This is a genomic window from Aurantiacibacter sp. D1-12 (genome assembly GCF_028858515.1).
Taxonomy (GTDB): Bacteria; Pseudomonadota; Alphaproteobacteria; order Sphingomonadales; family Sphingomonadaceae; genus Alteraurantiacibacter.
In genome coordinates, this window is sequence record NZ_JAPJZJ010000003.1 from 39,609 (window position 1) to 51,956 (window position 12,348).

A 12,348-nucleotide genomic window follows, 5' to 3' on the forward strand; every position below is an offset into this window, starting at 1 on the left:
GTTCGGCAAAAAACAGGGGGTTTCGCGCAGCAAAATTGCTGACCGCATGGTTTTGACACGCTAGCAAGGCTGCCGATGAGTTCAGAAACGATTATCCGACAAGCCATTCCGGCCGAACTTTCGGGCATGGTCCGCTCCGTATCACTGCGCGATGGTGTGGCGACGATGGTGGTCGAAGCGAGCGGCCTTGGTCGCTCTGCGTCCGCGCAATTGCAACGCGAGCTGGAAGAGGCGGTGGGCGCGGTAGAGGGCGTGTCTGAAGTTCGCGTCGCGCTGATGGCGGACAAGGTGGAGCGCCGGATTATCGCGGTTGGATCGGGCAAAGGTGGCGTCGGCAAGAGCACGCTTACCGCCAATCTCGCGGTCGCGCTCGCCGGGATGGGGCACAAGGTCGGCGTGGTTGACGCCGATATCTACGGCCCGTCGCAGGCAACCCTGCTCGCCGATGCGCCGAGCAAATTGCGCGCCGAGGGCAAGGTGCTGATCCCGCACGAGAGTGACCATGGCGTCAAATTCGTTTCAATGGGGCAACTGGTGGAGGCTGGAAAGGCGATTGCGTGGCGCGGGCCGATGGTTGGGCAGGCGCTTGGCCAACTAATGGAAGCCGACTGGGGCGAGGCTGACCTGTTGCTCGTTGATCTTCCGCCGGGCACGGGCGACGTGCAACTCACGATGCTACAGAAGTTTAAGCCGATTGGTGCGGTAGTCGTTTCCACGCCGCAAGATCTGGCACTGATCGATGCGACGCGCGCGATTGACCTGTTTCATCAGGCGAAAGTTCCGGTGGCGGGCCTTGTCGAGAACATGGCTGGATACCTGTGCCCCAGCTGCGGCGATGTGAGCCATCCGTTCGGGCAGGGCGGTGCGGAACAGGCCGCGAAGGATCTGGGCCTGCCCTTCCTTGGTCGCGTGCCGCTCGCAATGGAAATCCGCAAGGCAAGTGATGCCGGCAAGCCGCCAGCGTCATCAGGCGAAAGCGATCTGGGCAAACCCTTCATCGGCATCGCCGCGCAGCTGCACCAGTGGCTGGAGGCCGCCAAATGAAGCTGACCCGGCGCGGCGTTCTGGCAGGGGCCGCCGTGGGCGGTGGCTTGCTGGTCGCGTGGAATTTTGTGCCGCGAGACTTCGACAATCCGCTGTCGCCTTCGCCGGGCGAGATTGCGTTCGATGCCTGGCTCAAGGTTGCCGACGATGGCGTGGTAACGGTCGCGGTGCCGCAGCTGGAAATGGGGCAGGGCGTGACGACGCTGTTGCCGCAGATTGTGGCGATGGAGCTGGGTGCGGACTGGCGTCAGGTCGCGGTAGAGCCTGCACCTGTCAGCGGTGCCTATGCCAACATTCCGCTCGCCGCACGCTGGTCCCCGATCTGGAAGCCCTTCCTCGGCAGCTGGTCGGACGATCCCGAAGACGCGCTGTTGCGCCGCTGGGCACAGGACAACCGCTTCACCGTTACCGCAGAGGGGACTTCGCAAGCCGCATTCGAAGACGCTTGCCGCCACGCCGGAGCTTCAGCGCGGGCGATGTTGGCCAAGGCTGCGGCCGAGCGCTGGGATGTTGAATGGGAGCAATGCGCGGCAGAAGGCGGTTTTGTCTATCACGAGGAAAACCGCGCCAGCTTTGCCGAACTGGCGCTCGAAGCTGCGCGTTTCTCGGCCCCCGATCCGCCACCGCTGCGATCCGCAGCCCCCGCCGAACGCGCGCCGCCGGGTGAAGGCGAAGGCGATCGCGTTCTCAATTGGCCACGGCTCGACTTGCCAAGCAAAGTCGACGGCAGCCACGTGTTCGCCGGTGATGTGCGTCTACCCGACATGGTTTACGCTGCGATCCGACATGGCCCGCTCGACCAGTCGGAGTTGGGCGCTTTCGAAGCGGAGTTGGCATCCGGCCAGCAGGGCCTGATCCAGCTGGTGCAGGGCAAGCGCTGGCTCGCGGCGGTGGCCGAGAACTGGTGGGCAGCAGAAGAAGCCCTGCGCCGCATTGCTCCGCGTTTCGTGATAGAACGTCCGGTGGAAAGCGCGGTGATAGTGGATGAGCTCGACAGGGCGGTGCGCAGTGGCGAGTCCTATTTGATCGAGAGCCGCGGCGTTGCGGACGAGGGCTACGAACCCGATTTCGCGCTCCGCTATGATGTCGCGCCAGGCGTCCACGCGACAATCGAAACAACCAGCGCCACCGCACGCCTGAGGGACGGCACGCTCGAGCTATGGATGGCGACCCAAACGCCCGAGGCGGCGCGCGAAGCGGCGGCAAAAGCAATCGGTATTTCGGCAGCCAATGTCGTGCTCTATCCGGTGGCGGCGGGCGGCAGCTTTGATCGGCGGCTGGACAACCAGGCGGCAATCGAGGTGGCCCTGATTGCGCGCGAGACGGGTCGCCCCGTTCAGCTCACCTGGTCCCGCTGGCAGGAACATGCGGCTTCCTATCCGCGGGCACCGGTGGCGGCGCTGCTGGGCGCGGAGCTGCGCGAGGAAGGCTCTATCGCCCAATTCCGCGCACGCATTGCTTCGCCGCCGACCATGCACGAATTCGGCCAGCGGTTGTTCGACAACAAGACCAGCTGGGCGGCCATCGAGGAGGCGGCGGATGAGCCCGATCCCTTCGCGGTCGAGGGGATGATGCAGAGCTATGCCATTCCCGATGTCGCGGTCCGGCATGTTCCTGTCTCGCTGCGGCTGCCGACTGCGCGGATGCGTGGCGGTGCGCACGGTTACACCTGCTTTTTCCGCGAGAGCTTTATCGACGAAGTGGCGCAGCGCAACGAGCGTGAGCCGCTGTCCTACCGCGTGGCGATGCTGGGGCAGGATGCGCCGATGGTGGATCTCCTCCAGCGCGCCGGACGGCTTGCCGAATGGGATGGCGGTACGCAGGGCAGCGGGCAGGGGCTTGCCTGCCATCGCATGGATCTGGGTGAGGCGACGGGGCGGATTGCTCTTGTTGCGCAGGCCAGCGCGGGCGAAGGCGGCATGCGCGTCCGCAGCCTCTATGCGGCAGTGAACATCGGTCGCGTGGTCAATCGCGACATCGCGCTTCAGCAGATAGAGGGCGGGCTGGTCTTCGGCCTCGCGCAGGCGCTAGGCGGAGCAACCGAGTATGAAGAAGGCCTGCCCACGCATCAGCGGCTGGCGGCACTTGGTCTGCCTACACTTGCCGATTGTCCGGAGATCGTGGTCGAGCTGGTCGATAGCGAGGCGCCGTCCTTCGATCCGGGTGAAATCGGAGTCCCGCCGGTCGCCCCTGCAGTGGCGAACGCATTCTTCAGCGCAACAGGCCTTCGCCTTCGCCGCTTGCCGCTGCTATCGGCGCTTGCATGAGCGAATCGTTTGCCGGAACGCCGCAGCATCTACCTGCCGATCATCCCCCTGTAAAAGGCGGCAAAGTGGGCGTGCTGCTCGTCAATCTCGGCACGCCCGATGCGCCTGAAACGGGGCCTGTGCGGCGCTATCTGGCTGAATTCCTGTCCGACAAGCGGGTTATCGAAATCCCTGCGATTGCGTGGCAGCCGATCCTGCGCGGCGTGATCCTCAACACGCGGCCCAAGAAGAGTGCGGCGGCATACAAGAAGGTGTGGTCGGATCGCGGATCACCGCTCGCGGTCATCACGCAGGATCAGGCCCAAGCCTTGCAGGCGCGGCTGGGCGATGCGGTGATGGTCGACTGGGCCATGCGTTACGGTAAGCCGTCTATTCCCGACCAACTCGACAAGCTGCAAGCGATGGGCTGCGAGCGCATTCTGCTCGCGCCGATGTATCCGCAGTATTCGGGTGCGACTTCGGCCACCGTGGTCGACAAGGTCAGCGACTGGCTGCGCGAACAACGCTGGCAACCCGCCATGCGCACGCTGCCCCCCTATCACGACGATCCGGTCTATATCGCTGCGCTGGCAAAGGACATTGGCGAGCAGCTGGACGCGCTCAGCTTCACCCCCGAAGTCCTGCTGCTAAGCTTCCACGGCATGCCGCTCCGCACGCTGGAACTGGGCGATCCCTACCACTGCCACTGCCAGAAGACCTCGCGCCTGTTGCAGGCCGAACTGAACCGCCCCGACATTCGCGTGGTTACAACCTTCCAGAGTCGCTTCGGCCCTGCCAAGTGGCTCGAACCCGCGACTGATGACACGATTATGGCGGAAGCGGCCAAGGGCACCAAGCGCCTGGCCATCGCAGCACCGGGTTTCTCGGTAGACTGCCTCGAAACGCTCGAAGAACTGGGCATGGAAGGCCGCGATACCTTCCTCGAAGCGGGCGGCGAGGAGTTTGCCCGTATCGAATGCCTCAACGCGCGCGCTACGGGCATGGATATGATCGAAGTGATCGTTCGGCGTGAATTGGCGGGGTGGGCCTAAGCCCTAAAAATCGATCGCGATGCCCTTGCTTACCCAGTCGCCGTAGCGGGTGGGGCTGAGTTCTTCGTCCACTTCACCTTTTTCGGGCTTGGGCGGCGGTTCGCTCGACCAGTGGGCGGGTTTTTTGAAGTCTTGAGGCCGTTTGGTTGCGCGTTTCATAACCTCCACAACATGGGCGCTCTGGCGCTTTTTCGCAATGGGGCCTAGGGGCGGTGGCAATGGCGAAAACACCCGGATTGCAGCCGCGCCGTGCGGCCCTGAAGATGCTCGATGCCGTACTGCGGCGTGGCGAAACGCTGGAACAGGCGGGCGGCGCTGCGAATGGGCTGGGCAACCCGAGCGACCGCGCGCTGGCCCGAGCGATTGCAGGGGAAGTGCTGCGCTGGCTGGTCGATTTCGATGCGCTGATCGATAGTGCGACGAGCAAGACTCTGCCCGACGATGCTAAGGCGCGCATGGTGCTGCGCATGATGCTGGCACAATGGCTGCGCCTCGAAACCCCGCCTCACGCGGTGGTGGCGACCGCGCTGCCGCTGCTCGATGGCGGACCCAAACGGCTGGCGCATGGCGTCTTCGCGACGCTGACGCGGCAGGATGCGAAACTGCCGGACAATCCCGCGCTACCCGATGCCGTGATGATGCGCTGGGGCGAGTGGGCCGAGGCGATCGCTTCTGGCCTCGCGGTCCCGCCGCCGCTCGACCTGACGGTGAAGGACCACGAGAAGACTGACGAGTGGGCGGAGAAGTTGGGAGGCGAGAGTCTCTATCCCGGCCATCTGCGCCTGCAGCGAGGCACGGCTGTCGAAAAACTCCCCGGTTACGAGCAAGGCGCGTGGTGGGTGCAGGATCTCGCGGCGATGATCGCGCCAAGGCTGTGCGGCGAGGGGAAGGGTCAAGCGCTTGACCTGTGCGCCGCGCCCGGTGGCAAGACCATGGCGCTGGCGTCTGCCGGTTGGCAGGTCACCGCGCTCGACAACAATGCCCGCCGGATGTTGCGGCTGCGCGAAAACCTCGCCCGCACGCGGCTGGAGGCGAAGACTGTCATCGCCGATGCGCTCGAGTGGGAGCCGGATGAAAAGTTCGACGTCATCCTGCTTGACGCACCCTGCACCGCTACGGGTACGGCACGCCGCCACCCTGAAGTCGTCCATCGCATCGGCCCGCGCCAGATTGCCGAGATGGCAGATATTCAGCGAACCATCATCACTCGCGCGGTGAAGTGGCTCGCGCCTGGTGGAACGCTTGTCTACGCGGTGTGCTCGCTCGAAACCGGGGAAGGTGAAGATCAGGCGCGCTGGATTGACGGCGAATTCGGCCTGACCCCACTGCCTGTCGGCAATACAGAGCTTCCCGAAGCTCTCGAACCGACGTCAGAAGGCTGGGTCCGTACCCATCCGGGCATGCTACCTGAAAACGGTGGCCTTGATGGTTTCTTCATCGCGCGCTGGACCAAATAAAGCCGCGGCAGAGGTTAACGCCGGTGCTGCCCTTATGGTTAACGGCCTGCGCGCCCGCCGCGCCTTTGACGGGCTGCCTCAAGGGAAATTCCCGCGCGAAAACCGCAAAAAGCTAAAGCTCGCTTGAGCAAATTAACCTTTCGCGGTTCGCGGCACCTTGAGCGGCTGCGGCGTTAGCCCTTTACCTTGTCGGCAAAGCTCTTGCGCAGTTTCATCAGTTTGGGCGGGATCACGGCCATGCAATAGGGGTTCCGCTGGCCTTCACCTTCCCAGTATTCCTGGTGGTAGCCCTCTGCCGGATACCATTCGCCGGTTTCGATCGTGGTCACCGCCTTTTGGCCTTCATGGCTATCGTTCCAGCGCGCAATCGCCGCTTCTGCCTCTGCGCGCTGCTCGTCGGACAGCGGGAAGATCGCAGAGCGGTATTGCGTGCCAACATCGTTGCCCTGCCGGTTCAATTGGCTGGGATCGTGCGTGCCCATGAACATGTCGTACACTTCGGGCAGGGTTACCTGATCGGGATCAAAAGTGACCTTCACGCCCTCTGCGTGGCCAGTCGTACCGGTACAGACCGCCTTGTATGTGGGGTTGGGCACGTCGCCGCCGATATAGCCGCTTTCAACCGCTTCCACGCCAATCACATCCTTGAACACTGCTTCGGTGCACCAGAAGCAGCCACCGGCAACAATCACAGTCTCACTCATCATGAACTCCTTTGCTGGGAAGATGGGGATGAAAGGCGTGCTTGTCATCCGTGCATTGCACTGCCATCTCGCACCCACACATTCGTTGGGAGAATATGATGCGTTACACCCCTCTGTTTGCCGCCGCAGCCGCGATTACGATTGCTGCCCCCTCCGCTGCACAGGATCACTCGGTAGAAACTGTGCTGGCGCAGCCGCACCGTGATGATGACCGGGCGCGAGACCAGTATCGCCACCCGGCCGAAACGCTCGCATTCTTCGGCGTGGAATCGGGCATGACCGTGGTCGAATATGGTCCCGGCGGCGGTTGGTATACGCGTGTGCTGGTGCCTTACATCGCGCCGCATGGCTCTTACATCGCGGTCGACCGTGATCGCGGGCCGGTTGAAGAAGGCACGCAGGGTTGGGGCGAGCAGTTCTCGGCTGCGGTCACTGCCAGCGGCCTTGCTCCCAATGGCAACGTGGCGGCCTTCGAGCTGGACGAGATCCCCGAAAGCGCCGTCGGCACCGCAGACCGCGTGCTGATCTTCCGCTCGCTGCACGGCATGATCGGCGGCAACCGCGCCGATGCAGAGCTGCGCGCCATCCGCACGCTGCTCGCCGATGATGGCATGGTGGGCGTTGTACAGCACCGCGCTTCGGAAGGCGCTCCGTTCGAGTACGTCAACGGCTCGCGCGGCTATCTGCGCCAGTCTGATGTTGTGCGCCTCTTCGAACTCAACGGCTTCGAGCTGGTCGATTCCTCCGAAATCAACGCCAACCCGAACGATCCCTCGAACTGGGAACGCGGCGTGTGGACGCTCCCGCCGACCTTCGCTCTGGGTGACGAGAACCGCGACACCTATGCTGCCATCGGCGAAAGCGACCGCATGACGCTGCTGTTCCGCAAGCGGGACTGACGCGCTTGAGCACGCTTACCGTCTCTGCCCTGCAACTCGCTCTCGGTAGCGAGGACGAGGCCGACAACATCGCCGCCGTTTCCGCGCAGGTGGAAGCGGCGGCAAATGCAGGTGCGCAAGTTGTGCTCCCGCCAGAGTTGTTCTCCGGCCCGTACTTCTGCCGCGAGGAGAAGGATGCCTTTTTCGCCCTCGCACGGCCGACAGCGGAGCACCCCTCGGTCGTGGCCATGCAGGCGCTTGCGAAAGGGCTGGGCGTGGCGATCCCGACAAGCTTCTTCGAGCGGGATGGGCATCACTACTACAACACACTCGCCATGATCGGTGCCGATGGCGAGATCATGGGCACCTATCGCAAGAGCCACATTCCCGATGGCCCGGGCTATGAAGAGAAGTTCTACTTCCGCCCCGGCAATGACGGGTTCAAGGTCTGGGACGTGTTTGGCGCGCGCATCGGCATCGGCATCTGCTGGGATCAGTGGTATCCCGAATGTGCGCGTGTGCTGGCACTGAAAGGCGCTCAGGTGTTGTTCTACCCCACTGCCATCGGGTCCGAACCCAAGGATGCCGATATGGACACCAGCCGCATGTGGCGTCGCGCGATGATTGGCCATGCGGTGAGCAATTGCATGCCCGTGGTCGCCGCCAACCGCATCGGGCATGAAGGCGGTGAAGCAGACGGCACGACCTTCTACGGCCACTCCTTCATCTGCGACGAATGGGGCGACATGATCGCCGAATACGGCCGCGAGGAAACGGGCGTACTCACCGCAACGCTCGATCTTGATGCGGCGCGCGAACACCGCGCCAGCTGGGGCTTCTTCCGCGATCGGCGCCCGCAGCTTTATGGCCGGATTGCCGAGGACATTTGAGCGGCGCGCACACCTACCTGATCGCGCTGGGCAGTAACCAGCGCCACCCGGCATTCGGCAACCCGCGTCAGGTTGTAGCGAGTGCGATGGAACTGCTCGATGGCACCGCGGGAGCGGTCACCGCGCACTCCCGCATTATCGACAGCGCGCCGGTTGGCCCGTCGCAGCGTCGCTACGCGAATGCAGCATTGCTGCTCGAGACACGGTTGCTGCCGCCAAGCCTGCTAACCGTTCTGCACGAAACGGAGGCTGCTTTCGGCCGCGTCCGCCGTGGGCAGAGATGGCGGTCACGTGCGCTCGATCTTGACATCGTACTGTGGAGCGGAGGAATTTTTGCCTCACCCGAACTCCTTATCCCGCACCCGCGCTTTCGCGAACGCGACTTCGTTCTGGGCCCTGCAGCAGCAATTGCACCCGAATGGAGGGACCCGGTCAGCGGTCTGAAGCTCAAGCATCTATATGCACGCTTGACCCGACATCGCCCTGCCCCTAGGTGACGCCTCCGTGGTCGGGCCGTTAGCTCAGTCGGTAGAGCAACTGACTTTTAATCAGTAGGTCGCTGGTTCGAACCCAGCACGGCTCACCACCTTTTCCAAACAAACAAGCGGTTCCCCTCGAACAAGAGTTCGAGCGCGTCTTCCGGACTTGGCGGCAGACTGTCTTGCACGTCCGCTAGCCTGGTTTTCCGTCTCGACGGGGTAGCAGGTAGATGGCGAAATTGCGCAGCAACCAGGGCAGCAATCCGAACGCGAAGACCGCAGCTGCGATGAGAAGAGCAGTGCCTTCTTCGAATCTGATCGCAGCGAGTATTCGGCAGATCGCTGCGAGTTGTATCGCCCAGAATGCAAGCCAAGCCGCGAACGGCATAGTTAGCTGCCGACCGGAATGGCCCTGTGTGACCCGTGTTACCATCGCTACCAGCAGACTGCCTGCGAATCCGACCAGCAAAGCATGGTCTGGCCCCCGCCCAAGGACACCGGTTGCATTGTCAAAGGCGGCAAGCGTGAACCCAATCGGAGCCCAGGCAAAGCCCCAGATGAGAACCTTGAGTAAACCGGGGGCTGGTGAACGCGGCCTCCACTTCCAGCACATGAAGGCCGTCACGCAGGCTAAACCACCATTGGCGAGGAATGTGCCCGTAGAGTTGCCGAGCAGCTCGCTTGCAATGCGTATTACAAAAAGCACCCAGATTATCGCCAGCAGCCCGTCAGGACGCCAACGGACATAGTGTTCGACAACATTGCCTGCAAAAAACGGGATCATCCGGTGCGCCACTGTAAGGAACACGGGCAGGAGAAATCCGGAAATGCCCAGCCGGTTGGCGTAGACCATCAGCAGCGCGTCTCCGCTGGCAACGAAACCGGCAGCCAGAATTGCACCTACCAGTCCGGCAACAACCCCGAGCAACGCTGACCAGGCGTGCCAGCATGGCGGAGCTTCACTACGCCCATGGCGCCGCAAGACAGCGACGAGGACGACAATCGCCAGCGCCCAGCTTCCCGCAAGCAGGACAAAGCCCATCAGGATAGCGCTGTCGGTCCCTGACCAGATTCCGGCGATGATGAGGAGGACCCCGAAGAAGAGCGGCCCCGCAACCGGGCCGAACTGCATTGCGGTCAAATCCGCCTGACTCATCCAGCGCGGAAAGACAGTTAGCAGGAAGCCAAAGATGAAGGGCGCGAATGCTGCATAGATCATCACAGGGCCATGAAGTAGCGTGCCCGGCAATTCGGTTTGCGCCGGCAAGGGAGAATCGAAGAATAGAGCCGACAAATACGCCGTCCACCATAGTGCCAGCCCGGCGATTCCTGTCGTTCCGGTTAGAAATGGCAGTCGATGTGGAGCTGCAAGAAATAGGCGTATTATCTGCATGGCTGCGGTTTCCTGCCTTAGGCCTGGAGCGCGAAGCATCGCGCGCATTGAGACGAAGAACGTCGAGATCGGTGAGGCGTGGCGCTGTCCGTGAAGGCTTTGAAGTGCACCATTCTTGCAAGGCTGCAATCATCTTCCGGCATGCGGGCTGATTTGCACAAACATTTGCAAGGCTACTTTGACCGAAATCAAATACACTATTCGGAAGAGCGTTATCGGGGATGATTATGACCAAATCAGCTCTATCGCTCGCCGCGTCCGCGCTTGCCCTGACTATCCCTGCCATTGCGCAGGCGCAGACTAGTGATTCACTTCCAGTCGATCCCTACCTGGACATTCGCTACAGGCTGGAGGTTGTAGATCAGGATGGCCTCCCTGAAGATGCGACAGCCTCCACCGTCCGCATTAAGGCGGGGCTGGAAACCGATGAATGGAATGGCTTCAGCGCAGTGGTTGAAGGCGAAGCGATCATTCGGGTGGGACCGGAAGACTTTAATGACACGACCAATGGTCGGACAAACTTTCCGGTCGTTGCCGATCCCTCAGACGTTCTGCTCAATCAAGCCTACGTAAGGTGGCGTCCCGTCGATGAGTTCTCCGTCACGGCTGGCCGGCAAGTGGTCAACTTCGATAATCAACGCTGGATCGGGTCGGTAGGCTGGCGCCAGAACGACCAGACTCTGGACGCGGTGCGCGCCACAGCAACCCCGGTAGATGGTGCATCTATCGACTATCTCCACGCTTGGCGCGTGAACCGGATATTCGGCTCGGATTCGCCGCAGGGCGTTTGGCGTGACAATGATATTCATGCTGTCAGAGGTGCCTACGACATTTCCTCTGTCGGTACGGTTGCGGCATACGGCTATCTTCTCGACATACCGGATGCGCCTGCCGCAAGTTCGCAGACATTCGGCTTGCGCTTTTCCGGACGCACCCAGATAACTTCCGGTGTCGACCTGCTCTACAACGCGGAATACGCTCGGCAGAGTGACTATGGCTCCAATTTAGCCGATTTCGATCTCGATTACCTGCACCTGGAATCCGGTGTTTCGGTCAGCGGCTTTACCGCACGGGCAGGCATTGATCGCTTGGAAGGCAACGGAGCAGTTGCGCTGCAGACACCGCTTGCGACATTGCACGCCTTTAACGGCTGGGCTGACAAGTTTCTGGTCACGCCGGCGGACGGTCTGCGCGACCTGTATCTCGATGTGGGCTACAATTTTGCTGATGACTCGCCGCTTGATGGCTTGCGCCTGCGGGGCGTGTTCCACGATTTCGGTGCAACCGCAAACGACGGTTCCTATGGCCGCGAGTATGACCTGTTGGCATCCTATCCGATCCGATCGAATATCACAGTCCTGGTCAAATTTGCCCACTATGATGCCGACGGTTTCGCAACCGATACGACAAAAGGCTGGCTATCCGTACAAGCCAGATTCTAGGACATTAGAGCGAGCGGGCGTGCCCTGCTTGTTGCGCACCTAGAACTGTCCGAGAGACGGTGGATCAGGGCGGGCAAAAGCGCGCAAAGCGTCGACATCTTCTATTTTGACCACTGGCCCTTTGATGCTCACCCCGTGCTGCTTGAGGCTGCCGAAGGCGCGCGAAAGGTTTTCCGGCGTCATACCCAGGAGAGACGCAAGGACCCGCTTTTCTCCCTTCAGCTCGAATTCCCGCTCACCTCCCATGCGTGCGCTGTAATTAAGAATATAGTTCCCGAGCCGCTCGGTAGATTGGCGAGCCTTCAGGTCTGTGAGAGCACGGACGAGATCGCGAAAACCAAGCGCGAGCTCGTGCATGGTCGAGTCCATCAAGCCCTCATCGCGCTTGATCTGCTGGCGCAGCAGCCCTGCCGGAACCAGCAGTATTCTCGAAGGTGCAATGGTTCGGGCCGACATGAGGAACGGCCTGTCGGTGACGACAGCGGCAAGTATGAAACTGGAGACAGGTTCCACGATTCGCATCGTGATATCTCGACCAGGCTCGCTCACGTAAAGTTCCACCAAACCGTCGACCAGAACGTGAAGGAAATCAGCATCCTGACCCGCCTCGAACAAGGTGAGTTGCGGAGGGAAGACCTGCAGGTACGATTTAGAGAATACTTCTTCGCGCTGCTCCTCAGCCATCTCCTTGAACAAAGGTAACCGGGCAATTTCCGGCTTCTCGCCTGCTCGCATCCGAGAGCTCCCCTACAGAAAGGACTCC

At 61.9% G+C, this 12,348-nt stretch carries 12 protein-coding genes and 1 tRNA gene; 9 read left to right on the forward strand and 4 right to left on the reverse strand.

What is annotated here, in order from left to right; genetic code table 11:
• Positions 1–75 precede the first annotated feature (75 nt).
• The 3 genes from OOZ52_RS07160 to hemH are packed head-to-tail and all read left to right on the forward strand — an operon-like array spanning position 76 to position 4,342.
• Positions 76–1,044, forward strand: a complete 969-nt coding sequence (locus tag OOZ52_RS07160) for an Mrp/NBP35 family ATP-binding protein (protein WP_274697828.1) — start codon at positions 76–78, stop codon at positions 1,042–1,044.
• The gene (locus tag OOZ52_RS07165) at positions 1,041–3,311 is read left to right on the forward strand and encodes a molybdopterin cofactor-binding domain-containing protein (RefSeq protein WP_274697829.1); all 2,271 of its coding nucleotides are present in this window, start codon (positions 1,041–1,043) and stop codon (positions 3,309–3,311) included. Before OOZ52_RS07160 ends, OOZ52_RS07165 begins: the two co-directional genes overlap by 4 nt.
• Positions 3,308–4,342, forward strand: coding sequence for a ferrochelatase (gene hemH / locus OOZ52_RS07170; protein ID WP_274697830.1), 1,035 nt, complete (start codon positions 3,308–3,310; stop codon positions 4,340–4,342). The genes OOZ52_RS07165 and hemH overlap by 4 nt, the downstream gene beginning before the upstream one ends.
• 3 nt (positions 4,343–4,345) lie before the next feature.
• Here the strand turns inward: hemH and OOZ52_RS07175 are convergent, their stop codons facing one another.
• A complete protein-coding gene (locus OOZ52_RS07175) occupies positions 4,346–4,501 on the reverse strand; it encodes a DUF1674 domain-containing protein (RefSeq protein WP_274697831.1) in 156 nt (51 codons plus the stop codon).
• A 59-nt stretch (positions 4,502–4,560) separates the two neighbouring features.
• Between OOZ52_RS07175 and OOZ52_RS07180 the strand changes: the two genes are divergently transcribed.
• Positions 4,561–5,799 (forward strand): RsmB/NOP family class I SAM-dependent RNA methyltransferase, encoded by a 1,239-nt coding sequence (locus OOZ52_RS07180; RefSeq protein WP_274697832.1) that lies wholly within the window; start codon positions 4,561–4,563, stop codon positions 5,797–5,799.
• Positions 5,800–5,972: 173 nt separating this feature from the next.
• On the opposite strand, the gene msrA is transcribed toward OOZ52_RS07180, so the two are convergent.
• Complete coding sequence (gene msrA, locus OOZ52_RS07185) at positions 5,973–6,506, reverse strand: peptide-methionine (S)-S-oxide reductase MsrA (RefSeq protein WP_274697833.1); 534 nt, start codon at positions 6,504–6,506, stop codon at positions 5,973–5,975.
• A 92-nt stretch (positions 6,507–6,598) separates the two neighbouring features.
• Between msrA and OOZ52_RS07190 the strand changes: the two genes are divergently transcribed.
• The 4 genes from OOZ52_RS07190 (at position 6,599) to OOZ52_RS07205 (ending at position 8,857) form a co-directional block, all read left to right on the forward strand.
• Positions 6,599–7,402 carry a class I SAM-dependent methyltransferase gene (locus tag OOZ52_RS07190; protein ID WP_274697834.1) on the forward strand — a complete coding sequence of 268 codons (804 nt, stop codon included), beginning with the start codon at positions 6,599–6,601 and terminating at the stop codon, positions 7,400–7,402.
• 5 nt (positions 7,403–7,407) lie between these two features.
• Positions 7,408–8,271, forward strand: a complete 864-nt coding sequence (aguB, locus tag OOZ52_RS07195; RefSeq protein WP_274697835.1) for an N-carbamoylputrescine amidase — start codon at positions 7,408–7,410, stop codon at positions 8,269–8,271.
• Positions 8,268–8,768: a 2-amino-4-hydroxy-6-hydroxymethyldihydropteridine diphosphokinase gene (folK, locus tag OOZ52_RS07200; protein WP_274697836.1), complete on the forward strand. Its 501-nt coding sequence runs from the start codon at positions 8,268–8,270 to the stop codon at positions 8,766–8,768. Before aguB ends, folK begins: the two co-directional genes overlap by 4 nt.
• A 13-nt stretch (positions 8,769–8,781) precedes the next feature.
• A tRNA-Lys gene (locus OOZ52_RS07205) sits at positions 8,782–8,857 on the forward strand.
• An 86-nt stretch (positions 8,858–8,943) separates the two neighbouring features.
• Here OOZ52_RS07205 and OOZ52_RS07210 read toward each other — a convergent pair.
• Positions 8,944–10,191 carry an NnrS family protein gene (locus OOZ52_RS07210; RefSeq protein WP_342454945.1) on the reverse strand — a complete coding sequence of 416 codons (1,248 nt, stop codon included), beginning with the start codon at positions 10,189–10,191 and terminating at the stop codon, positions 8,944–8,946.
• Between the two features lie 179 nt (positions 10,192–10,370).
• Here OOZ52_RS07210 and OOZ52_RS07215 point away from each other — a divergent pair, with 179 nt between their 5' ends.
• On the forward strand, positions 10,371–11,585 hold the full coding sequence (locus tag OOZ52_RS07215; protein WP_274697838.1) for an alginate export family protein: 1,215 nt from the start codon (positions 10,371–10,373) through the stop codon (positions 11,583–11,585).
• Between the two features lie 39 nt (positions 11,586–11,624).
• Here OOZ52_RS07215 and OOZ52_RS07220 read toward each other — a convergent pair whose 3' ends face one another.
• Positions 11,625–12,320: a helix-turn-helix domain-containing protein gene (locus OOZ52_RS07220; RefSeq protein WP_274697839.1), complete on the reverse strand. Its 696-nt coding sequence runs from the start codon at positions 12,318–12,320 to the stop codon at positions 11,625–11,627.
• Positions 12,321–12,348 lie beyond the last annotated feature (28 nt).